The following is a 23,936-nucleotide window of genomic DNA, read 5'->3' as shown; positions in this document are numbered from 1 at the left end:
CCTTGCCCGACTTGGTGGCCGGTTTCTTCTTCGTATCAGCCATCGTTTTCCCCCTGTAACGGTTGCGCCCGATTGGCACACTATGGCGGATTAATACCCATCTATCCCTGATATCCGACATACCACCTATCACGTACGAATCGGGCGATCTCCGGACGGGCGTGACCACCAAACCCCTTCGCCGCGCGACAGGCCCGGCAGCCGCCGCTCGGCCTCGTGCACGGCCGCCGCCGGGATCTCCCCTTCGAGCACCCACGTGCCGTCCCGTCTGCTCGTGCCGTCCAGGATCGCGCCCAGCCCGGCCAGGCGGGACGACACGGCGGCGAAGGCGTCGGCGGGCACCTCCGCCTCGAAGCGGTGACACGGCTCGTACACCCTGGTCCCGGCCCTGCGCAGCGCCTCGGCCAGCACGACCCGGGCCTGCCCGCGGAAGTCGCCGGCGGTCGTGACCGGGGAGGCGTAACCCGTCGCCGTCAGCGTGACCAGCACGTCGGTGACCGGCCACCCCCGCGGGCCCGTCCCGAGGCCGTGCCGGACGCTCTCCTCGATCGCCCGGTGGAAGGCCAGGGGCAGCGAGCCCAGATCGACCTCCAGCCGGTAGAGCACGCCCGAGCCCGGCGCGGCCGGCTCGACCCGCAGGCCCACGGTCGCCATGAACGCGTCCCCGGCCTGACGCATCTCCTCGCTGGCCGCGCCGGTGCCCGCCGGACGCTCGAAGTGCACCGGACGGCTCGGCTCGAACTCCGCCTCCACGCCGAAGTCCCTGGCCAGGGTCTCGCCGATGACCTCCTTCTGAACCTCGCCGTACAGCAGGACCGACGTCCGGCCGCCGGGCAGCGTACGGGTGCCGATCAGGGGGTCCTGCTCGGCCAGCGCGACCAGCGCGGCGTGCAGGCGCGGCTCCTGGCCGGGGACCCGGGGGCGTACGACGGTCTCCAGGCTGGGCGGCGTGAAGTGGGCCTGCCCCGCCGGGCCGGGCTCGCCCAGCCGGTCGCCGACCCGGATCTCGGGCACGCCCCGGACCGTGGCGATGTCGCCCGCCACCGCCACCCGCGTCCCGGACCCGACGACGGCCACCCCGCTCGGCCGCCCCTCGTACGCGTGGACGCCCCCACCCGGCTCCCGCCGCAGAAACGTCACCCGCTCCCGCGCACGCAGCTCCCCGCCCCACATCCGCAGATACGCGATCTTCTCCCCACCCCGCCCCCGCCCCACCGCAAACACCACAGCCACAGCTGCCGTCGCCGTCGCCGTCGCCGTCGTGCGGTCGGCGCTTCCATCCGCGCCGAGCGGCGGCTGGGGAACCGCGGGCAGCAGCCGGACCGCCCCGAGCAGCTCGGCCACCCCCTGGCCGGTGAGCGCCGACCCGAACAACACCGGATGCGCATCGCCCGCCGCGCATTGCGCCGCAAGCGCCTCCCGCACCCGCCCCGCCCCCGGAACCACGTCATCGACGAGCAACTCCAACAGCCCGTCATCCCCCTCAGCCAACACCTCAGCCGCCACCATCCCCGCAGCCTCCGCGCCGCCTTCCGCGCCGCCTTCCGCGCCGCCTTCCGCGCGGCCTTCTGCGCCGCCCTCTGCCTCGGCCCCGGCAGCGGCCGCCAGGTCGGCCTCCGTCCTGGCGGGCTCGGCCTCGACGGGCCCAGCGGCCCGCACCACCTCCTCCGAGCCGCCGCCCGCCACCCCTGGGCGGGAAGCACCCCCGGAGGAGGGGGGAGCAAAGACGGGGGAGCGGGTGGCGACGGCCGGGTCGCCGGAAGCCGCCCCGGAAGTCGAGGAAGGTCCGGTGGCGGAGGCCGCGTCGCGGGGAGCGGCCCCGGAGGGCGGGGAAACGGAGGTGACGGGACTGGAGTGAGCCGGCTCGCGGGGAGTACCGCCCGGAGGCAAGGGAGTACCGCCCGGAGGCAAGGGAGTACCGCCCGGAGGCGAGGGAGTGGAGCCCGGAGGCGGGGGAGTGGAGGTGAGGGGGTGAGGGGGCGTGGGGCTCGGGGCGGTGCCGAAGGGAGGCGGGGCGAAGGTGAAGGGGTGGGTGGTGGCGGACGGGCCGCCGATGCCGCTCACCGTGTTGAGCGGGACCACCCGCGGCGACAACCACCGCCGGATCTCGGCGAGCACCCCCGCCCCCCGGGCCCCCATCCGGTCGATCTTGTTCACGAAGATCAGCGTGGGCAGCCGCAACCGCCGCAGCGTCTTCATCAGGACCCGCGTGTGCGGCTGCACGCCCTCCACGGCCGACACCACCAGGACGGCGCCGTCGAGCACGCCGAGCGCGCGTTCGACCTCGGCCACGAAGTCGGCGTGGCCCGGCGTGTCCACCAGGTTGACCCGCAGGTCGCCCATGGTGAACGAGGCCACCGCCGAGCGGATGGTGATGCCGCGGCGGCGTTCGATCTCGCCGCTGTCGGTCTGCGTGCTGCCGTCGTCGACGCTGCCGAGGCGCGCGATGACCCCGGTCTCGAACAGCAGCCGCTCAGTGAGGCTGGTCTTGCCCGCGTCTACGTGCGCGAGGATGCCGATGTTCAGGATGTGCATGAGTGGTGGAGCCCTCGAGAACTCTCGTGCCAATGGGGCGCTGGAAGATCTCTGGGCGGCGCCGCATCTCATGCTCCTGAACGTCGTCCGGCTGGGTGCCCGGTCATCCTGTCACCGGGGCGGGCCGGCGGACCACCGATTTAAACCGGGTCACAACAGGCGAAGCTGCTCCGGCTCTGCGACGGTGCCGGGCGTTCGGCGGGGCGGCACGCGGCGGGCCATGGCAGGCGTGGCTCTGCCGACCCCGTGGCGGCGGGCCAGCTCCTTGACCTGGGCGACGACGCGGTCCTGATAGGAGGCGGGGGCGTAGGCGCCGCGGCCGTACAGCTCCAGATAGCGCGGCACCAGGCGCGGGTGCTCGCGCCCGAGCCAGCTCAGCCACCACTCGCGCGCCCCCGGCCGCAGGTGCAGGACGATCGGGGCGAGGTGGGTGGCGCCGGCCTCGGCGATCTCCTTGACCGTGCGTTCGAGCTGGGCGGGGGAGTCGGTCAGGTACGGCAGGATCGGCGCCATCAGCACCCCGCACGCCACGCCGTTGTCGTTGAGCGTGGCGCACGCCTCCAGCCGCCGGCGCGGGTTGGGCGTGCCGGGCTCGACCTCGCGCCACACCGCCTCGTCCACGAAGCCGACCGACACGCTCGTGCTGACGTCGGTGACCTCGGCCGCCTCGGTGAGCAGATCGAGGTCGCGCAGGATCAGCGTGCCCTTGGTGAGCACCGAGAACGGGTTCGCGGCGTCGCGCAGCGCGGCCAGGATGCCCCGCATGAGCCGGTAGCGGCCCTCGGCGCGCTGGTAGCAGTCGACGTTGGTGCCCATGGCCACGTGGTGGCCGCCCCAGCGGGCCGCGGCCAGCTCCTTGCGGGCCAGCTCGGCCGCGTTGACCTTGACGACGATCTTCGAGTCGAAGTCGGCCCCGGCGTCGAGGTCGAGGTATTCGTGCGTCTTGCGGGCGAAGCAGTAGACGCAGCGATGCCCGCACCCGCGGTAGGGGTTGATCGTGTACTCGAACGGCACCCGGCTGGCCCCCGGCACCCGGTTGATGATGGACCGGGCCTGGACCTCGTAGAAGGTCATCCCCCTGAACTCGGGCGTGTCGAACGTACGGGTGACCGCGCCGCGGGCGAACAACGGCACGGCTGGATCGGCCTGACCGGGCCCGGCCAGGCGCAGGTTGTCCCAGCGCATCCCATGATTAGAACAAAAGTTCGAGCGTGATCGCAAACCGAAAAGAGGCGGTAATTAGGGGGTCACGTCAAGGCTAATGATCTTCATGGTTGGGGAGGAACACGCCACAGTGCTTGCGTTCCGGAGGTACGTCTATGGCCTGGTCGCAGGACGAGGAGCGAATGCTGGCCCAGATCGAGCAGCACCTCGTCGACGACGATCCGCGGCTCGTCGCCCGGCTCGAGTCGTTCAACGAGCGGGCTCGTCGCAGCGAGGCGCGGGCGAAGGGGCAGCCGGGCCACAGGCGGCCACGCCGGTCGACGGTCATCATCGTGATCAGCTGGGTGCTCATCGCGACGCTGGTGGCCACCCTGCTGATCATGGTGCTCCAGCACGAGGCCGCCACCGCCGTGGCCCTGGCCGCCTCGCGCTGACCTCTCCCGAACGGTCGGCCTGCCTCAGGCCGTGCGAACGGTCGGTTCGTGGCGTACCGGGAAGTTGACCGAGGCGGCGATGAAGCACGCCTTGTGGGCGTCCTCGTGCAGGCGGGCGGCGGTCTCGGCCATCTCCGGCGCGGCCACGGTCACCTCGGGGCGGAGCACGACCTCGGTGAAGTGGCCGCCGGCGCCGCTCTCGGCCATGGTGCCCGCCGCGTGGTCGGCGTACGCGGTGACCACGACGCCCGCCTCGGCGCACAGGTGCAGATACCACAACATGTGGCACTGGGAGAGCGAGCCGACCAGCAGCTGCTCGGGGTTCCACCGGGCGGGGTCGCCGCGGAAGGCGGGGTCGGAGCTGCCCGCGATGACCTGCGGGCCCTCGGCGGACAGGTCGTGGTCGCGGTCGTAGTCGCGGTAGCCGCTGGTGCCGGTGCCCCGGTTGCCGGTCCAGGTCACGGTGGTGGTGTACGTGTGGTGGCGGGTCATGCGGGTTCGTCCTTGCTGTGAGTGACGGCGCGGGTGTCGAGGACGTGCGCGCGGGCGATGGCCGCGGCGTCCTGCGGCCGGGCCTCGGTGATCGCGGCGAGAAGCTGTTCGTGCTGGCCGGAGACGTGCGCCGGACGGGATGGCGGCGCCAGCGAGCGCAGCGTGGACACCTGGATCTGGTCCCACACGCGCTCCAGGGTGTGCAGCGCGATGGCGTTGGCCGCCAGCTCGGCGATCCGCCGGTGGAATCGGCGGTTGAGCCCGACGGCCTCGCCGAGCCGGCCCTGCGCGGTGGCGGCCGCCGTGGCGTCGGCGACCTGCCGCAGCGAGGCCAGGTCGGCGGGGGCGATGCGGCCCTCGCCCTGGCGGGTGGCCGCCAGCTCGGCCGTGAGCGCCTCCAGCGCCGCCCGCACCTGGTAGGCGTCCTCCAGTGCGGACGGCTCCAGGGCCACGACGACCACCCCGCGCCCGGCCGGGCGCACCAGGCCGTCGGCGGTCAGCGCCCGCAGCGCCTCGCGCACGGGGGTGCGGCTCATCTCCAGACTCGCCGCGACCTCCGTCTCGGTCAGCCGCGCCCCCGGCGGGTAGGTCCCGTCGAGGATCAGCTCCCGCAACCGGCTCCAGGCCACATCGCTCTGCACGGACCCGACTCTAACGCTTTGCATACATTGCATGCAATGCATGCGGCTGGTGTGAGAGAGAAGCTTCGAGCTGTCCTTGAGGAGAGGTCAGAGACCCTTGAGGAAGGTCGCCGCCACCGGGGCCGCGACCTTGCCGCCCGTGCCGCCCCCCTCCACGACCACCGCGAAGGCCACGTCGCCCTTGAACCCCATGAACCAGGCGTGGGTGTCGAGCTTGTCGCCGGTGCCGAACTCGGCCGTGCCGGTCTTGCCGTGGGTGCCGGCGGGCAGGCCGCTGCCCCTGGCGGTGCCCTTGGAGACCACGGCCGCCATCATGCTGTGCAGCTGCTCCTTGACCCCCTTGGGCAGGGCCTGCTCGCCGGCCTTCTGCTTGAGCGAGGGCACCAGCGTGGGCGGCCGCCACGTGCCGTCGGCGATGGCGGCGGCGACCGAGGCCATCGACAGCGGGCTCGCGGTGATCCTGGCCTGGCCGAACGACTCGGCGGCCAGCTCGGCGTCGGACTGGGCCCGCGGGAAGCTGGCCTTCGTGGCCGGCACGCCGATGTTGAGCGGCTGGTTGAAGCCGACGCCTTCCGCCGTCTTGAGCAGCTTGTCGGCGCCGAGTCGCTGTTCGGCCAGCGGCGCGAAGGTGGTGTTGCACGAGTGGGCGAAGGAGTCGAGGAACGACAGCGAGCCGAACTCCTCCTTCTCCGAGTTGCGGATCTTCAGCCCGCCGACGGTGGCGTACATCGGGCAGGTGACCTTGTCGCTGGGTGACAGGCCGGCCGCCAGCAGGCCGATCGCGGTGACCGCCTTGAACGTGGAGCCGGGCGGGTAGCGGCCGTCGAGGGCCCGGTTGAAGCCGCCCTGGTTGTTGACCACGGCCAGGATCTCGCCCGTGGAGGGCCGGATGGCGACCATGGAGGTGGGCTTGGGGACGTCCTTGACCGCGGTGACGGCCGCCGCCTGCGCCCGCGGGTCGAGCGAGGTCTCGACGGGCTTGCCGTCGGTTCCCTCGATGGTGCCGAGGGTCTTGCCGCCGAGCTGGATCTGGGTGGTGGGGGTGCCGGCCAGCCGCTTCTGGAACGTCTCCTGCAGGCCGCCGCGCCCGATCGCCTGCCCCGGCTTGTAGGAGGCGCCGAGCTTGGCGACGTCCTTCTTGGTGGCCTTGTCGAGGTAGCCGACGAGCTGCTGCACCGAGCCGCCGGACGTGCCGGTGTCGATGCGGCCGCCGTCGGCGTCGGTGATCTTCGCGCGCTGCGGCCAGCTCGTCTTGACGGCGAACGCCGCCCCCGGGGTCAGCTGCGGGTGCAGCGTCGTGGGCCGCCAGTCGACCTTCCACATGCGGTCGGCCACCACGAGGTCGAGCTGCCCGTCGTAGGACCAGGAGCCGATGTTCTTCAGCGCCAGGGTCGCGGTGTAGGGGACCTTGGCCCGGCCGTCGCCCTCGACCACCCGCCCCAGCTTGACCGTGGCCGACTCGACGCCGAGCGCGGCGCGCTGCTGGTCGTAGGCGGTGAGCTGCTGCTGGCTGGCCAGTTCGGCGGTCATGGCGGCCTTGTCGCCGGCCTGCCAGGCGGCGGCGAAGCGCTGCGCCGTCTCGCCCGGTGTGCCCTTGGTGCGCAGCAGGTAGTAGGCGCCCCCGCCCGCGGCCCCCGCCACGAGCACGGCGGACACCGACACGATCGCGATGGTACGGCCCCGCGCCACTGGTCAGCCCCCCGGTCCTCGACGTCAGGTGTCAGAGCCTAGCGGTGACCGGTCACGTCGTTCCATTGGCGGTCTTGAAGCTGGAGGCGTACGCGGGCACGTACTCCTGCCCGGACAGCTTCTGGACGGCCTCCATGACCTCGTCGGTGACCCGGCGCCGGTCGCGCGCCTTGGTGTGGTCGCCCTCGAAGCGCATGGGCCGGCCGATGGAGATGCCGATCTTGGCGGGCCTGGGCACCTTGGCCCCGACCGGCAGCACCTTCTCGGTGCCCTTGAGCGCCACCGGCAGCACGGGCGCGCCCGTCTTGAGCGCCAGCCAGGCCACGCCGACCTTGCCGCGGTAGAGGCGGCCGTCGGGGGAGCGGGTGCCCTCGGGGTGGATGCCGAACAGCTCGCCGCGCTCCAGCAGCTCGGCGGCGGCGTCGAGCATGGCCTGGGCGGCGTGGGCGCTCTCGCGGTCGATCGGCAGGCTGCCGCCCAGGCGCATGAAGAAGCCGGAGACGGGGTTGCCGTCGAAGTACTCGTTCTTGGCGGTGAACGTGACGTGCCGGGGGAGCAGCGCGGGCAGCAGGAAGGAGTCGAGCACGGAGAGGTGGTTGGCCGCCAGGATGGCCGGGCCGACCCTCGGTACGTTCGCGGCGCCGGTGATGTGCGGCCGGCACATCGCGTGGGCGAGCGGCGCGGCGGCGAACTTGACCACTTCGTACAGCAACGGGCTCTCCTGGATCATGGGCAGTCAACCTTGCCACCCTAAGGCAGCGGGACGCCCGGAAAGCTTTAAGGCCGATGTGGTGGTCGCCTCCTCGGCGAGGTGCACAACACGGTTCCAGCCGAACGGTATTCCGTGAAGGCGGTAATTTGCGGCCCGGGGGACACAGCCACATCGGCATTTCCGAGTTAAGCACAGCCTCTGGCGTTGGAGGTAATCGTGCCCGCCGGATGGGGCGCGCGTGACCTGCGCGCCGGAGCTCAGGGGCCGGCGGGGCCGTCCATGAGCAGGGCGTAGGCGTGTTCGGCGGCGCGCACCGCGTCGGCCTCCGTCTCGGCCAGGGGCCGGCCCCCGGCGAGCTGCGCCCAGGTGCGGCGGGCCAGCACCCGCTGCACGGCCAGCGCCTGGGCCGCCAGCAGCGCGGCGGTCAGCTCGTCCATGCTCTCGGCCAGGGCCTCGGCCAGCTCGGCCTCGTCCTGGGTCATGTGGTGGAACAGGCGGACGGCCAGGCTGGGCGTGTCGAACACCATGCGGTGGAAGGCCAGCACCTCGGGGTGGTCGTTGAGCCCGGTGACCGGGTCGTGGGCGGCCAGGCCGTCGAGGTGGTGGCGGCGCAGCGCGGCGACCGGGTGCTCGCCGGGCGCCCGGCCGCGCACCACGCGGGCGGCCTCGCCCTTGTGGTCGGCGAACCGGTGCAGGACGAGGTCCTCCTTGGTCGGGAAGTACTTGAACAGTGTCGGCTTGGACACCCCGGCCGCCGCCGCGATCTCGGTCACCGGCACCTCGTCGAAGCCGCGTGCCAGGAAGAGCGCGATCGCCGCCGTCGAGATGGCCTCGTGCACCCGCTGCCGCTGCAGCTCCCGCAGTCCCGTCATGACCGCACTCTATCAAAGTGTTAACCTGGTCAATGTCTTAACCGAGTTAACGCTTTGGGGGTGGGCATGGGAACGCTCGACGACGAACGGCGTCACGTCGAACGGTGCAGGGCGGGGCTGCGCAGGATGCTGGAGGGCGCGCGGGAGAACGTGATCGTCGGCGAGACCGTCGCCGGCGACCGCTACAGCGCGGAGCGGCTCGGCCGCCATCTCAAGAGCCTGGCCAAGGAGCTGAGCGAGGAGCCCGACGGGCCGCCGTTCTTCGGCCGGCTCGACTTCGGCCAGGACTCGGCCGAGCACCGCGGGCGGGCGTACCACATCGGCCGGCGGCACATCGCCGGCGAGCACGGCGGGCCGCCGGTGGTGATCGACTGGCGCGCGCCCGTGGCGCGCGCCTTCTACCGGGCCGGCGCCCGCGACCCCCAGGGCGTCGAGGTGCGCCGCCGTTTCGGCTGGTCGGGCAGCACGCTGACCGGCTTCGAGGACGAGCGTCTCGGCGCGGGGGAGGAGGGCGGCGGCGCGCTCCTGGCCGCCGAGATCGAACGCCCCCGCGTCGGCCCGATGCGCGACATCGTCGCCACCATCCAGCCCGAGCAGGACGACCTCGTCCGCGCCGACCTCGACACCACCATCTGCGTCCAGGGCGCCCCCGGCACCGGCAAGACCGCCGTCGGCCTGCACCGGGCCGCCTACCTGCTGTACGCCCACCGCCGCCGCCTCGAACGCTCCGGCGTCCTGGTGCTCGGCCCGAACCGGACCTTCCTCGGCTACATCTCGGCCGTGCTGCCCGCGCTCGGCGAGGTGGACGTCGAGCAGACCACCCTGGAAGGGCTGCTCGGCGCCCATCCCGTACGGGCCGTCGACTCCGCGGCGGCCGCGGCGGTCAAGCACGACGTCCGGATGGCCGAGGTGCTGCGCCGCGCGCTGTACGGCCGCATCCGCAGGCCCGCCGAGCCCGCCATGGTGGCCGACGGCTCCTACCGCTGGCGCGTCGGCGAGGACGAGCTGCGCCGCATCGTGGAGGACACCAGGCGGGCCGCGCTCCCGTACGGGGTCGGCCGCGAACGCGTCAGGGCCAGAATGGTGGCGGCGATGCGGCGCCAGGCCGAGGCCCGCGGTCAGACCTGCGACGCCGCCTGGGAACGCCGGATCGGCCGGGCGCTCACCCCGGCGCTCGACGCGACCTGGCCCGCCGTCCGCCCCGAGGACGTGCTGCACGAGGTCCTCAGCGCCCCGCCCGAGGGCCTGCTGACCGACGCCGAACGCGCCGCGCTCGCCTGGCCCGGCCCGCCGCGCGGGGCCAAGAGCGCCAAGTGGACCGAGGCCGACCTGGTGCTGCTGGACGAGCTGGCCTGCCTGCTCGAACGTCCCCGCGGCTACGGCCACGTCATCGTGGACGAGGCCCAGGACCTGTCGCCCATGCAGTGCCGCGCCGTGGCCAGGCGCAGCGAGCACGGCTCGCTGACCGTGCTCGGCGACCTGGCCCAGGGCACCACGCCGTGGGCGGCCAGGTCGTGGCCGGAGCACCTGGAGCTGCTCGGCAGCCCCGGCGGCCGGATCGTCGAGCTGACCACCGGCTTCCGCGTGCCCGGCGTGGTCGTGGAGCTGGCCAACACGCTGCTGGCCGCGCTCGACGCCGACGTGCCCCCCACCCGCTCCCACCGCTCCGACGGCAGGCTGCGCGTCATCGCGACGGCCGAGCTGGAGAAGGGGGTCGTGGCGGCCGTACGGGAGGCGGGCGGGTTCGAGGGGTCGATCGGGGTGATCGCGGCCGACGCGCACGTCGAGGCGATCACCTGCGCGCTCTGGAACGAGGGGCTGGACCTCGGCGAGCGGCTGAGCGTCATGCCCGCCTCGATGGCCAAGGGCCTGGAGTACGACCATGTGGTGCTCGCCGAGCCGGCCGCCGTCGTCGCGGCCGAGCCGCGCGGGCTCAACCGCCTGTACGTCGCCCTCACCCGCGCGGTCTCCCGGCTCGACGTCGTCCACGCCGAACCCCTTCCCCCTCAGTTTTCCCGCCCGTCATAACCCTTCTGAAATGGGCAGATGTCTGGACTCGGCGGCTCGACAGGTCTCCGGCTCTGGTGTGTGATGTGACTCACTTCACGAGGGAGCCGGAGAATGACCGCTTCGCAAGACCCGCCCCAGGGCGACGACGAGCACACGCGTGAAGGGCGCCGGCCGCAGCCGCCGCCCTACACCCGGCCGCAGCGGCAGGGCGCCCAGGTCCTGTCGATCATCGGGTTCGTCAGCGCCGCGGTGGCCATCCTGTTCATACCGATCCTGTTCGGCCTGGCCGGCATCGTGCTCGGCATCGTCGGCCACACCCGCGGCGAGTCCCTGGGCAGGTGGGCCGCCATCGCCGCCGCGGCCTGCATGGTCGTCGGCATGGTCCTCGGCGCGCTGGCCACGCGCGCGCTGGGCTCCTGATCCGCTGTGCCCGCGTGAGATCCGCCGTCGCGCGGGCACAGGGACGCGTCCCGGAATGAAGCGCGCCTCCCGGATGCTGTCAGGGACGCAGTCGCTCATGGAAGAAGGCGTTGACCATGTCCCCGCAGGCGGACGCGGCCCATCTGATCGTGCGAGCCCTGGAGGCGGAAGGCGTCGAGTACGTCTTCGGCATCCCCGGCGAGGAGAACATCCACTTCGTCGACGCGCTCAACGACTCCTCCATCCGTTACATCCTCGTCCGGCACGAGCAGGGCGCGGCGTTCATGGCCGAGATCTACGGCAGGCTCACCGGCAAGGCGGGGGTGGCCTCGGCCACGCTCGGCCCCGGTGCGATCAACCTGCAGCTCGGCGTGGCCGACGCCACCACCAACAGCACCCCCGTCGTGGCGATCACCGCCCAGGTCGGCCTCGACCGCATCTACAAGGAGTCGCACCAGGCGGTCGACCTGGTGTCGCTGTTCCGGCCGATCACCAAGTGGGCCGACCTCGCCCCCACGGCCTTGGCCCTGCCCGAGATGATCCGCAAGGCGTTCAAGACCGCCCAGACCGAGCGGCCCGGCGCCGTCTACCTGGCCATCCCCGAAGACGTCGAGTCGGCTTCCGTGCCGGCCGACCTCGGGCCGCTGCCGGTCAACGTCGTACGCCCCCAAGACCCCTCCGCCGCGCAGATCGCCCGCGCGGCCGACGTGCTGGTGCGCTTCTCCGGACGGCTCGGGCTGCCGGTGGCCACCACGTTCAACGGCAAGGGCGTCTTCCCCGACGACCACCCCCACGCGCTGTGCGCGGTCGGCTTCATGCGGCACGACTACGTCAACTTCGGCTTCGACGAGGCCGACGTGCTGATCAGCGTCGGCTACGAGCTGCAGGAGTTCGACCCCGTCAAGATCAACCCCAACCGCGACAAGGAGATCATCCACCTTCACCGGTTCCCCGCCGAGGTCGACGACCACTACCCGGTGTCCGTCGGCGGCGTGCACGGCGACATCTCCCGGTCGCTGGACGCGCTCGCCGACGCCGTCCCGCGCCGCTTCGAGCTCAACGGCACCGGTGAGAAGATCCGCCGCCTGATGCGCGAGGAGCTGGAGCAGGGGCGCTCGGAGGACGGCTTTCCGCTGTCGCCACGGCGCGTGGTCGCCGACATCCGGGAGGCCATGGGCCGCGAGGACATCGTGCTGGCCGACACCGGCGCGGTGAAGATGTGGATGGCCCGCATGTACCCGACGTACGAGCCCGACACGATGCTGGTCTCCAACGGGCTGTCCTCGATGGGGTTCTCGGTGCCCGGGGCGCTGGCCGCCAAGCTGGCCTTCCCCGAGCGCAAGGTGCTGGCCGCCACCGGCGACGGGGCGTTCCTGATGAACTCCCAGGAGCTGGAGACGGCCGTCCGCGAGCGCGTCCCGATCACGGTCCTGGTGTGGGTCGACGACGCGTACGGGCTGATCGAGTGGAAGATGGACCTGGAGCTCGGCCGTCATTCGGGCATCCGCTTCGGCAACCCCGACTTCGTCGCCTACGCCGAGAGCTTCGGCGCCCGCGGCTACCGGATCACCAGCGCCGGAGAGCTGCTGCCCACGCTGCGCAAGGCGCTGGCCGACGAGACGGTGTCGGTGATCGCGGTGCCCGTCGACTACGCGGCCAACGTGGAGCTGACCGGCAAGCTCGGCGGACTCACCGGTCCCTTCTGACCGGCCGTTCCCAGGGGCATGTGGGTCAGGTTCTCGTCCAGTGGGGCTGGGCGACGTCGAACACCCGCTGTTCGCGCCCGCGCAGCGCCACCTCGGCGAACTGCCACAGGATCGCCCCGGTCGGCGCGTGGATCACGATGTCCGGCCCGAGCGGCATCTGCAGCAGCTCGCCCTGCCAGCGCGGCACGCCGGGCGCGAGGAAGCGCTCCAGCGGCACCGCGTGCACCGAGGCCACCTCATGGGCGTCGCCCACCGGCTCCTGACGGCCCCCGAACGCCACCACCGGAGTGATCGTGAACCCGGAGTCGGCGACGAAGTCGTCGAGCAGCCCGGCCACCGCCACGCCGGTCACCCCGACCTCCTCGGCCAGCTCGCGCAGCGCCGCCTCCACCGGCAGCTCGCCGTCGTCGAGCCGCCCGCCCGGCAGCGCCCACTGCCCCGCGTTGCGCCCCCGCGCCGCCCTGCGGATCAGCACCGTGTACGGGACGCGCTCGGCGTCCTCCAGCACGCACACCGTCACGGCCGCCCGGCGCACCCCTGGGACGGGCGGCACCTCCCGGCGGTCGAAGGCGGCGAGATGCGCGGTGACCTGCTCGCGCAGCACGTCGATCGGGGGCAGCATCCCCTCAGGATCTCACGCCCCGCCCTCTCCTGACGGGCCGAGGGCCCGTCAGGAGAGGGCGGCCACTCCCTCCAGGAGGCGGTCGACGTCCGAGCGGTCGTTGTAGTGGACCAGGCCCGCGCGGACGGCGCCGCCCGAGTCGCGCACGCCGAGCGCGCCGGTCAGCTCCCAGGCGTAGTTGTGGCCGTTCCAGACGTTCACCCTCAGCCCGGCCAGATGCTCGGCGACCTGGCGCGGGGTGTGCCCGGCGACGGTGAAGTAGGCGGTCGCGGTGCGCCTGGCGGGCTTGCCGAGCAGGGTGACGTGCGGCATCGTCTCCAGGCCGGAGATCAGGGCGGCGAACAGCTCCAGCTCGTGCTCCTCGGCGGCGGCCATCGAGGCGAGCAGGCGTTCGCGGCGGGTGCCGGCGCCGGGGACCATGGCGGCCAGATGGTCGACGGCCGCGGTGACCCCGGCCAGGTCGGCGAACGCGGACGTGCCCGTCTCGAACCTCTCCGGCACGGTGTCGGGGGAGGGCCGCAACTTGGCCGGGCGGACCGTCTCCAGCAGCGCCGGGTCGGCGACGACGGCCCCCACGTGCGGCCCCGACCACTTGTAGGCGCTGGTGGCGTAGAAGTCGGCGCCCAGCGCCCGCATGTCCACCGGGCCGTGCGGGGTGGCGTGCACGCCGTCCACGTACAGCAGGGCGCCCGCGCGGTGGGCCAGCTCGGCGATGGCGGCCACGTCGGGACGGGTGCCGAGGATGTTGCTTGCCGCCGTCACCGCGACGACCTTGGTCCGCTCGCCGATCAGGTCGGCGTACTGGTCGACCGGGAGCTCGCCGGTCACCGCGTCCACCTCGGCCCAGCGGACGGCGGCGCCCGTCTGGGTCCACGGACGCACGTTCGCGTCGTGGTCCAGCCGCGAGACCACCACCTCGTCGCCGGGCCCGGTCAGCGCCCTGGCCAGCCGGTACGTCAGCGTCGTCATGTTCGGGCCGAGGATCACGCCGTCGGGGCGGCCCCCGACCAGGTCCGCGACGGCGGCACGGCAGGCGGCGACGATCTCGTCCGCCCGGCGGCTGGCGGGGAAGGCCCCGCCCACGTTGCCGAGACCCGCCCGGTAGGCGGCGGAGATGGCGTCGATCACCGGCTGGGGCGTCTGGGTGCCGGCCGCGCCGTCAAGGTAGGCGAAACCATCGGAAAGCGCAGGATAGGAGGAACGTACGGACTCCAGGGGGAAAGGCATGATAAGTAGATGCTCACCCTCAGAGACCTCAACCGCGCCACCTTGGCCCGGCAGCACCTCCTCGCCCGGCACGAGGGCCGCCCGGCCGACGTCGTGCACCGGCTGGCCGGGCTGCAGGCGCAGGAGCCGCGGCCGCCCTACCTGGGGGTGTGGACGCGGCTGGCCGGCTTCCGGCGCGACGACCTGCACGACTCGCTGCACGCGGGCGGCCTGGTGCGGGCGACGATGATGCGGGCCACGCTGCACCTGGTGACGGCGGAGGACTACGCGTCCTTCCGCCCGCTGCTGCGCCCCATGCTGGCCGCCGCGGCACGCCGGTTCGAGGGCGTCGACTTCGAGGCCGTCGCCGCGGTCGCCGACCGGCTGCTCGCCGACGGGCCGCTCACCTTCAACGAGCTGCGGCCCCTGCTGGTGAAGGAGTTCCCCGGCGCGGACGAACGGGTGCTCGGCTACGCCGTGCGCATGATGACGCCGCTGGTCATGGTGCCGACGCAGGACCGGTGGAGCTTCCCGCGCGAGTCCGCCTTCGGGCTGCCCGGCGTCGAACTGGACCCGGCGCCCAGCATGGAACGCCTGGTCGAGCGGTACCTCGCCGCGTTCGGCCCGGCCACCCCCGCCGACGTCCAGACCTGGTCGGGACTGGGCGGGATGCGGGCCGTCATGAAGGGGATGGAGCTGGACAGGCTCGCCGACGAGACGGGACGCGAACTGTTCGACCTGCCCGGCGCGCCGCGGCCGGGCGGCGACGTGCCCGCGCCGGTGCGCTTCCTGCCCGACTTCGACAACCTCGTCCTGGGGCACGCCGACCGTACGCGGGTGCTGGCGGACGAGTTCAGGCCGCTGGTCGCGACCAAGAACCTGCGGATCAAGGCCACGTACCTGGTGGACGGGTTCGCGGCGGGGACCTGGCAGATCAAGCGGTCCGGCAAGAAGGCCAAGCTCCTCATCAGCCCCTTCGCCGCGCCGACGCCTCTGGACGTCCTGGAGGAGGAAGGGCTCGCGCTCCTCGCCTTCGCCGAACCGGACGCGACCACCTACACCCTCGAACACACCCCACCCGCCTGACCACCCCGCCCGAAGAACGAACGTGTGAAATTGAGATGCCGGAGCCGGGGGTGCATCCCTACCCTCGGCCCATGCGTCACGAATCCGCCCTGTTGAACGTCATCGATGTGGAAGCCACCTGCTGGGACGGGCAGCCGCCGCCCGGCTCCGTCAACGAGATCATCGAGATCGGCCTCACCGTCGTGGACGTGTCGGCGCGGAGCCGGGTGTCCCGGCACCGCATCCTGGTCCGCCCTGTCCGATCGGCGGTGAGTGACTTCTGCACGGAACTGACCGGCCTGACGCAGGCCGAGGTGGAACGGGGTGTCACCTTCGCCGAGGCCTGCCGGATCCTCGCCGAGGAGTACGACGCCGGGGAGCGTCCCTGGGCGAGCTGGGGCGAGTACGACCGCCGGCAGTTCGCTCGGCAGAGTCAGGCCGACGGAGTGGCCTACCCGTTCGGCTATCCAACGGAACGCACCCATACCAACGCCAAGGCCGTGTTCGCGGCGGCGTACGGACTGCGCAAGAAACCCGGCATGGATCACGCTCTGCAGATCGCCGGACTGCCGCTGGAGGGACGCCATCACCGCGGCGAGGACGACGCGTGGAACATCGCGGCACTCGTCCTCGACCTGTTGGACCGCGGGGCATGGCCGGGCCTCTAGCTCCTGGTGGGACTGACCCGGTTGTGTCGGTGCGGCCTCGTAGACTCCCCGGCCACGTCGTCGAAGGGATCGCCGTGGAAGACCCGACAGGTATCGCAGCGCTGACCGAGATCCTGCCTGCGGATCTCGGCGCGGACGAGGAAATCGACTGGCCGGACTGGACGAGCACAACCCCTGCCCTCTCAGCATCGACCTGCGTAACCCGTCGCCATGCCACGTGCTCTGGCGAACCGCGCTTCTTGGGGGACGGGGACTTGGACGGCCTTCTCCCGGATCATGCAGCCGATGCCGCGTCTGCGGGCGGGCACGTCGGTGATCATGTTGGGCCCGGACTCTGGCGGGAGGGGTGCAGGGTGGCGGGGGCGGTTCCGAGGCCGGCGGCGGCTACGCCGGACGACGTGATGCGGGCGCGGGCCGAGACGGCGATGAGCCTTCCGGCTCCACTGGTGGCACTGTGGAGGGTGCGGGACGGCCTGCACACAGAGTCCGGTGTCGTGGTGTACTCGGCGGGAGACATCGGTGAACGCAACGCCACCTACGAAGTCGCGCAGTATGCACCAGGATTCCTCCTCGTCGGCGATGACAGCGGCGGCTGCGGGTTCCTTCTGCGTGCCGACGACCCGGACTCCGCCGTGTTCTCCTCCGGTCTGGGCGATCTGGATCCTGCGGGCTTCGACGTCGTGGCCGCGGGCTTCGCGTCCTGGATCGCATCGCTTGGTCCCGGGCCTTCCTGCTGACGAGCGGCGTTCTCGGGCGGCTGCTGCTTCGGGTCCGTGCGGACGCCAAGCATTTGATCACATCGACATCGACATGACGCCACGCTGCCGGAGCCCGAAACAGCCGTCAGCAAGTCGCCTTGACGGGCGCAAAAGGCTTCGCGATGTGAGTGCACCGGATGGCAGGGTGCAGCGCATGGCACCCCAGTACCAGATTCGCGCAGACTACGACGCTGACACGATCGTGGTCTACCAGGCGTATGCACCCGCCATAGCCGACGCGGCGCTGCGAGCGGGCCGTTTCGTCGCGCCGTTCTCCTTCCACAGGATGACCTGGATCAAGCCTTCGTTCCTGTGGCTCATGCATCGCAGCAACTGGGCCCGCAAAGCCGGTCAGGAGCGCGTTCTCGCAGTGCGGATGACCCGGCGGGGCTGGGAGGAGGCTCTGTCCCAGGCCGTGCTCACGACAGCGGATCCGGCGGCTGTGGCCCAGGCAGCCGTCCATGTCCAGTGGGACCCGGAACGTTCGTTGCGCGGAGCGGCACTGAACCACTACAGCATCCAGGTCGGCATCGGCCGCAAGCTGATCCGCACGTTCACCGACGACTGGATCGTCAGCCTCACCGACCTCACCTCCCAGGTCCGCAAGGCCACCGTATTGACACAAACCGGGCACGCTGCCAAGGCTCAGCGGCTGTTCCCCGCCGAGCGGGTGTATCCACTTCCGCGGACGCTGGAAAGCCTCCTGTCCCCGGGCAGATGACGGCCGGTCGGCGAGGAGGCGAACCGTGCCATGAGCGCATGGGTGTGCCGTTCGCCGCGGTTCTGGCCGGTCGCGGACGCCGCAGGGCCCGCCCTTCGGAGGGATGACGACGACGGATACAGGGCCGGGACGGCGACAGGATCTCTTCGGTCATGGCCGCGGTCTCGTGAAGCAGCCTCCACAGCAACCGTTCACCCAGCGCATGCGCGGGGCCGGTGAACAGCGTCTCCAGGCGGCCGGCGGGGATGGCGTGGTCGCCGCGGCGGGTGTCGGGGTGGGGTGCGGTAGCGCAAAGTGATCAGACGGCCATAGTTCAACTACTCATTGTTATCGCATGCTGGGAGTGTCCGATCATGCTCTTCCCGGAGGCGCCATGTTCCCACCGCAACATAGAGACCTGCCCCCAAGCCGAGCACGCCCTCGACCTGCTCGCCTCAGCCAAGCAGAAAGGCAAGCCCGCCATGAAGCACCTCCTACGCCTGGCCGCGACGACAGTGGCCACCGCGGCGATCGGCGCGCTGGTCGGCGCGGTGGCGCCCGCCCAAGCCCACACCGCGCAGGCCGCCGCACAAGGCGCCTTCTCCTTCACAGGTGCCCGCGGAACGCCCTCCCCCAAGGACATCACCCTGCACTGGCGCGGCACCTGCGAGCGAGCTGGCGGAAGGATCTTCGGTTTCGTTACCGGGGAGCAGGTTTCGGGCCAGATCGACGCCGAGTGCTCGCCCGAAGGAACCTACAGAACCGGCTTCGGAGCATGCCCTTGTCCATACGGGCCATGCCGGGGATCGCCCGCATGATCCGGCAGCGGATCCGTTCGCCGCGCGGCATCTTCGCCACCTCGGGAGAGCTGATGATCCTTTGTTGCTCGACCAGACGCAGGTCGGGATTCCAGCGCTCAACGTCGCGAGGGTCGTCGAAGCCTTCGTTGACGGGAGCTCCGATCGTCTTGATGGCCGGCACGACTGTGCGCATCATCCGGCTGGAGAGCTTGGAGGAGCCCAGCAGGAAGACCTCGCTGCGCTCGAAGTGGGCGGTGATCCGGCGCAGCAGCCGGACGAAGGTGGGCTTGGTCATCCCCAGGTAGAGCCCGTCCATGACCACGACCCCCGGCCGAGCGGCCGGGAGCGCCTCCAGCCAGCCGTCCTCGTCGAGTGACACGGCCGGCGGGTCGATGCGGTCGGTCTCGCCGTAGAGCTGCGCGCGTACGGCCAGGGGCAAGCTCGGCGGGCGCCGAGCCCGGGACGGGGACCATCTCCGACTTCATCGAGTGGAAAGCCGGCTGAGGACGCACTCGCCGGGAGCACGACCATGGTCCTGCCCAGCGCGTCCAGCGGTGCCGTGCCAGCCGGCGATGTCCCGCGTCGGACTCGACGTGGCCATCGCGGAGCCCGAGATGACCAGGCTCACCCGGGTCAGCGGGGCGCGGCGGTCGGCCCGCGCGAGACGCGCCGCGCGGCCAGGAGGCCTCAGGCTGCGCGCGGGAGCCGGTCCCGGAAGGTCGCGATCCCTCGCCACGCCACCCACGCCAGGAGGCCGGCCGCGAATCCGTACACCGCTACCAGCCCGTGTCCGTTGCCCTGCGCGAACCACATCACCAGTCCCAGTGCCGGCACGCCGACCGCGAGCAGCCGCTCCTTGACGAGCCGGGTCCGCATCAACAGGGCCGTGGCCAGGGTCGCCCCCAGGAAGTAGGTGGCCCCCGAGCTGCCGGCGAAATTACGCGGGTCGGTGCTGGGGCCGCCCATCCCGAGGAGTGCGTCGACCCGCTCCGGCAGAAAGATGCCGCCCGCGAACAGCGCCGCCGTCAGCGGCCCACCCCAGAACCACTGCGCCAAGGCCGCCACGGCGGCGAGCGTCGCGATGTTCCACACGGCTCCGGCGACGCCGCCGTTCTGCATGAAGACCGAGGTCACGACTCGCCACCATCCGGTCTTGGCGGGGTCGTTGTCGAGGGTGTCCATGGCGCCAGGCCACACCAGCTGGATCAGCACTCCGCTCACGGCCAGCGCCGTCAGCACCACCGCGACCCACGGGACGGGCCGGCCGCGCCACGGCCCCAAGGCCAGCCCAGCGTTGATCATCATCACCATCAGCGCGGCCGTGGTGGCGAAGAACAGCAACTCACTCAAGGCAGACCCCATTTCGAACACCGTTCAAAACCGTTGCAGCGGAGGCTAGCACAAGATTTGAACAGCGTTCAAAATGCGTTACGGTGGGGACATGAAGCTCACCCAGGAGCGAATCGTCGATGCGGGGATGGCCACGTTCGCCGAGTGCGGTTACCACGGCCTGTCCATGCGCCAGGTGGCCATGCGCCTCGACGCCACGGCGGGCAGCCTCTACTACCACGTCAAAAGCAAGAGCGACCTGCTGACGATGATGGCCGACCGCGTCTGCCGGCAGGCATACGACGCCGCCACAGCCGCCCTGGAGGCACTTCCGCCCGAATCCACCTGGCGCGAGGAGATCGAAGTCCAGGCCCTCACCCTCCGCCGAAGCCTCCTCGAGCACCCCGGTGGCGCCATCCTCCTGGCCGACAGCCCCAAGATGCTCAGCACCGGGAGTCTGTCCCTCATGGAGCGCCTCCTGCGAACCCTGCTGGACGCCGGCGTCCCCGACCCGCACCGCGTCACAGCCGCCGACACCCTCCTGAGCCACATCACCGGATTCGCCCTCCAGGAACAGAGCGACTCCGAACCCCCCGCCCTCACCCCGGAGCACTACGCCGACCTGCGTACCCGCTTCCCCCTGACCTTCGAAGAAGCCCCCGGACACGGCCAGGACGAGAAGTTCCACCGAAGCATCCACCTGCTCTGCACAGCCATCGAAAGCCTCATCCCCCAAGGTCGCAGGCAGCCGACGTGATCAGTGACGGCTCGGGCAAGCGGCAGCGGCCACCCGGCAGCAGATTCAGGGTTCGCGCCCGCCTCAGAGCCTGCGACTGTCACCATCAGGTCAGGCCGGCCGTCGGTGCGATCGGCGACGCTCTTGCGCTCCAGGCGCCCTGAGGCGCGTCGGCGACCACCTCCTGGCCGCTGACACCGGTCCTGTGGAGTCGGTGATCCTCAGCTGGAGGACATCGACTCCGGCCGGTCGGCGAGTGTCTCCAGGCGGCTGCCGCACGGCGAGGTGACCGCCATGACGAGGCTGGGGACCCCAGCCTGATGATATGAGGTGCCATCGGCGGGGCGCCGCCGCCGTGCGGAACCCGTGCCAGTCGCCCGCCGCGTTCAGCGCGAAGGCCGCGTGAGCGGTGGACGACGGCCGCACACGCCGCTGCTCGCGATCCTCGGGGTGGCGGCCTGGGGAGCGAGTTCGTCGCCGCCGGTCACCTCGCGGTCGCCGAGGTGGCGCTACTCCCGGCGTCGTAGTGCGATCGTCTCCTGCCCCCTCGGCGAGTTCTGGCTGATGGCCGGAGCGGCCGGGCTCGATCCCTGCTCTTCAACACCGTCCAACGGCACCTGCTGAGCGACGCCTTCGACGACGCCCTGTCCCGAGGGGGCCGCCCGAGCGGCGGCGACCGGTGCTACGTGACCCTTGATGCCGGGCGTCACCGTCGCTGTGGCTGCGCCTGAGCAGGAGATGTCTCACCTATCGCGCGGGGCGCCCAAGGGCCGCCGCGGCGCGTGGGGGCTCCGCCGCGACCGCGAAGAAGCCCCCGGACGGCGTGACCGTCAGAGCATCAGCCCGTTGCCCCATTCCGGCTGCGGTTTCGACTGAAGTGGAAGGGACAGTGCGTGCCGCCCGTTCCGATGGTGGTCCGGCGATCGAACCGGAAGCCATGCCGGTCGGGCGCGATGGACTCGATCCAGTTGATGTCGAACGCGCACATGACCGGGGTCAGCTCCGGCACCGAGTTGGCGACCAGAACGTCGTGGTAGAAGCACCGGTGCACGTCGAGGTGGTAGCGCTCGTCGTCCTCGACGGTCCGGTCGAAGACGAATCCCTTCCCGAACGCGTACTCCTCGCGTGACCTGCTCAGCTCGACCATGGCGGCGAAGGCGTCCGGCGCGTTGTCCAGCACCGCCTGGGTGCCCTCCTGCAGAGCGTCGCCGAGCGGTTCGATGAACGACGCTCGTACGACGGCGACGGCCGCCTCCCGGCCCAGCCTGGGCAGGAGCAAAGCGTAGGCGGCCACCAGGGCCAGGGTCATGCGCAGGTTGTGGCGGGCGGGCTCATCAACGATCAGGGACTGCTGAGCCGCTTCGAGTTCGCTCTGCCGTGCCCGCATGGCGGACACGAGATCGCCAGGAAGCGCGCGCTCATGCAGGAGCGCGGCGAGATGGTCGTAGAACGCGTCCAGGAGCAGGGTCGTGTCCCGGTCGGGGGCGGGGACGTAGGCGCCTTCGGCGAGCCCGAACTGGTCGGTGGACATGGTCATCCTTTCGTGTACGGCTCGGCGCGTACACGACCGCGATCCCGCGTGGAGGGGTGACTGGTCGTGCCGCGGCCAAGCAGGCACGCCAGCGCGCTCCACCGACCGACCAGGCGCTGACGAACTTGTGGTGATGTTTCGGCGCCAGCCTGCCACACCCCCGACGATCATGTCCATCCGGCGGCCGACGAAGCCCGGCGCGCGCCCGACCGCCGCCCGCCGTCAGTCGGGGAGGGCACACCCCAGCCATGGCCGGCTCGCGCTTCCCGGTGCGCCTGCTCCGCCGGCGCACTCAGCGGTTCGCTGCGGCCGCACGAACGTCCACCGAACCGGCCACGCCGCCTCCCACGATCCCCGGCCGTCCAAGAGCGACGATCATCGTCGCGCCGCCGGAAGGCCTGTTTGCCTTCGAGCGCGCTCGAATGTCTATCTTCGGCGTCATGACCACGACGAACGGGACCAAGACATGGATCATCACCGGCGCGAGCTCCGGGCTCGGCCTGGCGCTGGCCGAGGCGGCGCTGGCCGCGGGCGAGCAGGTGCTCGGCACGGCGCGGCGGGCCGGCCGGTTCGACGCGCTCCGGGCTCGGTACGGTGACCGGCTGCTGCCGGTCGAGCACGACGTGCGCGACACGGACGGGGCCGCGGCGGTCGTACGGCGTGCGCTCGACGCGTTCGGGCACGTCGACGTACTCGTCAACAATGCCGGAGCCGGGCAGGTGGGCGCCGCGGAGGAGGTCACGGACGCGCAGTTGCGCGACATGCTCGACCAGCATCTCTTCGGTCCGGCCGCCTACGTGCGCGCGGTGCTGCCGCACATGCGTGCGCGTCGTTCCGGTGCGATCGTGCAGATGAGCAGTCAGGGCGGGCGGATGTCCTTCCCCGGCGTCGGCAGCTACTCGGCCGGCAAGTTCGCGCTCGAAGGCTGGTCGGAGGCGCTGGCGGGCGAGGTCGCGCCGTTCGGCGTCCGCGTCCTCATCGCCGAGCCCAGCCGCTTCCGCACCGCCTTCAACTCCGCCGACGTGCTCAGGACCGTGGACCACCACCCGGTCTACGACGAGGTGCTCGGCGCCGTCCGCGCGAACATGGCCGAGGCCGACGGCGTCCAGGAGGGCGACCCGGCACGCGCCGCCCTGGCCATCCGCGACATCCTCGACACGCCCGGCGCGCCGCTCAGGCTTCCGCTCGGCGCCGAGGCCGTGCGCAATCTCACCCGCAGCTACACGAACGCGCTCAGCGACGTCGAGAAGTGGGCGCATGTAAGCCAGACGGCCGACTTTCCCGGCATGCCGCCCGCGCTGCGCGCGTTCTGAGCTCCGTACCCTGTCGAACATGGCCACCGAAGACCTGATCGAGCGCATCCTCGCGGCCGGCGACGAACCGTCCGCGTCGGTCATCGACGCGCTGCACGAACTCCTGGACGACACCGCGATCGAGGCCTCGGCGACGCCCAGGAGCGTCGCCGAGGCCGCCCGCCTGATCGGCCTGTCCCCCCACACCCTCCGCTACTACGAGCAGGAGGGACTGCTGCGGCCGGCACGCAACGCCTCCGGTTACCGCGAATACTCGGCGTTCGACCTGCGCCGCCTCATCTTCCTCACCCGGATGCGGCTGTCGGGAATGACCATGCAGGATCTCAAGCGCTACATCGCCCTCGTCGAGCAGGGCCCGAGCACCGTCCCGGAACGCCGGCACATCATGCTCGACCAGCGCGACCGCATCGTGCGGCAGATCCGCGAGCTCACTCTCGCCCTGGAGACGACCGAATACAAGATCCGCGTTTACGACGGGCACCCAGAAGGCTGACCGGCCGCCGGGGTGACCGCGCAACAAGCCCTGACGAGCC

Annotated in this window: 24 protein-coding genes; 12 read left to right on the top strand and 12 right to left on the bottom strand. The window is 71.6% G+C overall.

Features of this window, described 5'->3' with window-relative positions; all coding sequences use genetic code 11:
* Positions 1 to 129: 129 nt before the first annotated feature.
* Together ACIBQ6_RS37675 and ACIBQ6_RS37670 are read right to left on the bottom strand one after the other, a co-directional pair.
* Positions 130 to 2,535 (bottom strand): GTP-binding protein, encoded by a 2,406-nt coding sequence (locus tag ACIBQ6_RS37675; RefSeq protein ID WP_397217959.1) that lies wholly within the window; start codon positions 2,533 to 2,535, stop codon positions 130 to 132.
* Positions 2,536 to 2,685: 150 nt separating this feature from the next.
* Complete coding sequence (locus tag ACIBQ6_RS37670) at positions 2,686 to 3,720, bottom strand: Rv2578c family radical SAM protein (protein WP_397217957.1); 1,035 nt, start codon at positions 3,718 to 3,720, stop codon at positions 2,686 to 2,688.
* Positions 3,721 to 3,854: 134 nt separating this feature from the next.
* Between ACIBQ6_RS37670 and ACIBQ6_RS37665 the strand changes: the two genes are divergently transcribed.
* On the top strand, positions 3,855 to 4,133 hold the full coding sequence (locus tag ACIBQ6_RS37665; protein ID WP_352328164.1) for a DUF3040 domain-containing protein: 279 nt from the start codon (positions 3,855 to 3,857) through the stop codon (positions 4,131 to 4,133).
* Between the two features lie 24 nt (positions 4,134 to 4,157).
* Here the strand turns inward: ACIBQ6_RS37665 and ACIBQ6_RS37660 are convergent, their stop codons facing one another.
* The 5 genes from ACIBQ6_RS37660 to ACIBQ6_RS37640 form a co-directional block, all read right to left on the bottom strand.
* A complete protein-coding gene (locus tag ACIBQ6_RS37660; protein ID WP_397217955.1) occupies positions 4,158 to 4,625 on the bottom strand; it encodes an OsmC family protein in 468 nt (155 codons plus the stop codon).
* Positions 4,622 to 5,266 (bottom strand): GntR family transcriptional regulator, encoded by a 645-nt coding sequence (locus ACIBQ6_RS37655; RefSeq protein ID WP_358299147.1) that lies wholly within the window; start codon positions 5,264 to 5,266, stop codon positions 4,622 to 4,624. Before ACIBQ6_RS37655 ends, ACIBQ6_RS37660 begins: the two co-directional genes overlap by 4 nt.
* Before the next feature lie 87 nt (positions 5,267 to 5,353).
* On the bottom strand, positions 5,354 to 6,928 hold the full coding sequence (locus tag ACIBQ6_RS37650; RefSeq protein WP_397217953.1) for a penicillin-binding transpeptidase domain-containing protein: 1,575 nt from the start codon (positions 6,926 to 6,928) through the stop codon (positions 5,354 to 5,356).
* Between the two features lie 79 nt (positions 6,929 to 7,007).
* Positions 7,008 to 7,685: a lysophospholipid acyltransferase family protein gene (locus ACIBQ6_RS37645; protein ID WP_358299153.1), complete on the bottom strand. Its 678-nt coding sequence runs from the start codon at positions 7,683 to 7,685 to the stop codon at positions 7,008 to 7,010.
* Between the two features lie 239 nt (positions 7,686 to 7,924).
* Entirely contained in the window at positions 7,925 to 8,539 is a 615-nt protein-coding gene (locus ACIBQ6_RS37640; RefSeq protein WP_358299156.1) for a TetR family transcriptional regulator, read from the bottom strand.
* A 66-nt stretch (positions 8,540 to 8,605) separates the two neighbouring features.
* Here ACIBQ6_RS37640 and ACIBQ6_RS37635 point away from each other — a divergent pair, with 66 nt between their 5' ends.
* The 3 genes from ACIBQ6_RS37635 (at position 8,606) to ACIBQ6_RS37625 (ending at position 12,675) form a co-directional block, all read left to right on the top strand.
* The gene (locus ACIBQ6_RS37635; RefSeq protein WP_397217950.1) at positions 8,606 to 10,567 is read left to right on the top strand and encodes a HelD family protein; all 1,962 of its coding nucleotides are present in this window, start codon (positions 8,606 to 8,608) and stop codon (positions 10,565 to 10,567) included.
* Between the two features lie 93 nt (positions 10,568 to 10,660).
* Positions 10,661 to 10,969, top strand: a complete 309-nt coding sequence (locus ACIBQ6_RS37630; protein WP_397217948.1) for a hypothetical protein — start codon at positions 10,661 to 10,663, stop codon at positions 10,967 to 10,969.
* A gap of 116 nt (positions 10,970 to 11,085) precedes the next feature.
* Positions 11,086 to 12,675: a thiamine pyrophosphate-dependent enzyme gene (locus ACIBQ6_RS37625; protein WP_397217946.1), complete on the top strand. Its 1,590-nt coding sequence runs from the start codon at positions 11,086 to 11,088 to the stop codon at positions 12,673 to 12,675.
* Between the two features lie 25 nt (positions 12,676 to 12,700).
* Here ACIBQ6_RS37625 and ACIBQ6_RS37620 read toward each other — a convergent pair whose 3' ends face one another.
* On the bottom strand, positions 12,701 to 13,297 hold the full coding sequence (locus ACIBQ6_RS37620) for an NUDIX hydrolase (RefSeq protein ID WP_397217944.1): 597 nt from the start codon (positions 13,295 to 13,297) through the stop codon (positions 12,701 to 12,703).
* 48 nt (positions 13,298 to 13,345) lie between these two features.
* Positions 13,346 to 14,524 (bottom strand): cysteine desulfurase-like protein, encoded by a 1,179-nt coding sequence (locus ACIBQ6_RS37615; RefSeq protein WP_358299171.1) that lies wholly within the window; start codon positions 14,522 to 14,524, stop codon positions 13,346 to 13,348.
* Between the two features lie 9 nt (positions 14,525 to 14,533).
* On the opposite strand from ACIBQ6_RS37615, the gene ACIBQ6_RS37610 reads away from it, so the two are divergent.
* The 4 genes from ACIBQ6_RS37610 to ACIBQ6_RS37595 all read left to right on the top strand — a co-directional run bounded on the left by ACIBQ6_RS37610 (position 14,534) and on the right by ACIBQ6_RS37595 (position 17,715).
* On the top strand, positions 14,534 to 15,589 hold the full coding sequence (locus ACIBQ6_RS37610) for a winged helix DNA-binding domain-containing protein (protein WP_397217942.1): 1,056 nt from the start codon (positions 14,534 to 14,536) through the stop codon (positions 15,587 to 15,589).
* A gap of 71 nt (positions 15,590 to 15,660) precedes the next feature.
* Positions 15,661 to 16,236, top strand: a complete 576-nt coding sequence (locus tag ACIBQ6_RS37605; protein ID WP_397217939.1) for an exonuclease domain-containing protein — start codon at positions 15,661 to 15,663, stop codon at positions 16,234 to 16,236.
* A 494-nt stretch (positions 16,237 to 16,730) separates the two neighbouring features.
* On the top strand, positions 16,731 to 16,973 hold the full coding sequence (locus ACIBQ6_RS37600; RefSeq protein WP_397217937.1) for a hypothetical protein: 243 nt from the start codon (positions 16,731 to 16,733) through the stop codon (positions 16,971 to 16,973).
* Between the two features lie 175 nt (positions 16,974 to 17,148).
* Entirely contained in the window at positions 17,149 to 17,715 is a 567-nt protein-coding gene (locus ACIBQ6_RS37595) for a DUF4291 domain-containing protein (RefSeq protein WP_397217935.1), read from the top strand.
* 678 nt (positions 17,716 to 18,393) lie between these two features.
* Here the strand turns inward: ACIBQ6_RS37595 and ACIBQ6_RS37590 are convergent.
* Both ACIBQ6_RS37590 and ACIBQ6_RS37585 read right to left on the bottom strand, forming a co-directional pair.
* Complete coding sequence (locus ACIBQ6_RS37590) at positions 18,394 to 18,933, bottom strand: hypothetical protein (protein WP_397217933.1); 540 nt, start codon at positions 18,931 to 18,933, stop codon at positions 18,394 to 18,396.
* 248 nt (positions 18,934 to 19,181) lie between these two features.
* Positions 19,182 to 19,844: a hypothetical protein gene (locus tag ACIBQ6_RS37585; protein ID WP_397217931.1), complete on the bottom strand. Its 663-nt coding sequence runs from the start codon at positions 19,842 to 19,844 to the stop codon at positions 19,182 to 19,184.
* 91 nt (positions 19,845 to 19,935) lie between these two features.
* Here ACIBQ6_RS37585 and ACIBQ6_RS37580 point away from each other — a divergent pair, with 91 nt between their 5' ends.
* Both ACIBQ6_RS37580 and ACIBQ6_RS37575 read left to right on the top strand, forming a co-directional pair.
* Positions 19,936 to 20,580, top strand: a complete 645-nt coding sequence (locus ACIBQ6_RS37580; protein WP_358299192.1) for a TetR/AcrR family transcriptional regulator — start codon at positions 19,936 to 19,938, stop codon at positions 20,578 to 20,580.
* 381 nt (positions 20,581 to 20,961) lie between these two features.
* Entirely contained in the window at positions 20,962 to 21,183 is a 222-nt protein-coding gene (locus tag ACIBQ6_RS37575) for a hypothetical protein (protein ID WP_397217928.1), read from the top strand.
* Between the two features lie 214 nt (positions 21,184 to 21,397).
* Here the strand turns inward: ACIBQ6_RS37575 and ACIBQ6_RS37570 are convergent, their stop codons facing one another.
* Complete coding sequence (locus ACIBQ6_RS37570; protein ID WP_397217926.1) at positions 21,398 to 22,090, bottom strand: L-2-amino-thiazoline-4-carboxylic acid hydrolase; 693 nt, start codon at positions 22,088 to 22,090, stop codon at positions 21,398 to 21,400.
* Positions 22,091 to 22,530: 440 nt separating this feature from the next.
* Between ACIBQ6_RS37570 and ACIBQ6_RS37565 the strand changes: the two genes are divergently transcribed.
* Positions 22,531 to 23,403 carry an SDR family NAD(P)-dependent oxidoreductase gene (locus tag ACIBQ6_RS37565; RefSeq protein WP_358299198.1) on the top strand — a complete coding sequence of 291 codons (873 nt, stop codon included), beginning with the start codon at positions 22,531 to 22,533 and terminating at the stop codon, positions 23,401 to 23,403.
* Positions 23,404 to 23,422: 19 nt separating this feature from the next.
* Positions 23,423 to 23,896: a MerR family transcriptional regulator gene (locus tag ACIBQ6_RS37560; protein WP_397217924.1), complete on the top strand. Its 474-nt coding sequence runs from the start codon at positions 23,423 to 23,425 to the stop codon at positions 23,894 to 23,896.
* Positions 23,897 to 23,936: the final 40 nt, after the last annotated feature.

Origin of the sequence: Nonomuraea sp. NPDC049655, from assembly GCF_044465465.1 — a bacterium.
Taxonomy (GTDB): Bacteria; Actinomycetota; Actinomycetes; order Streptosporangiales; family Streptosporangiaceae; genus Nonomuraea.
This window is presented reverse-complemented; position numbering and strand designations above follow the sequence as displayed.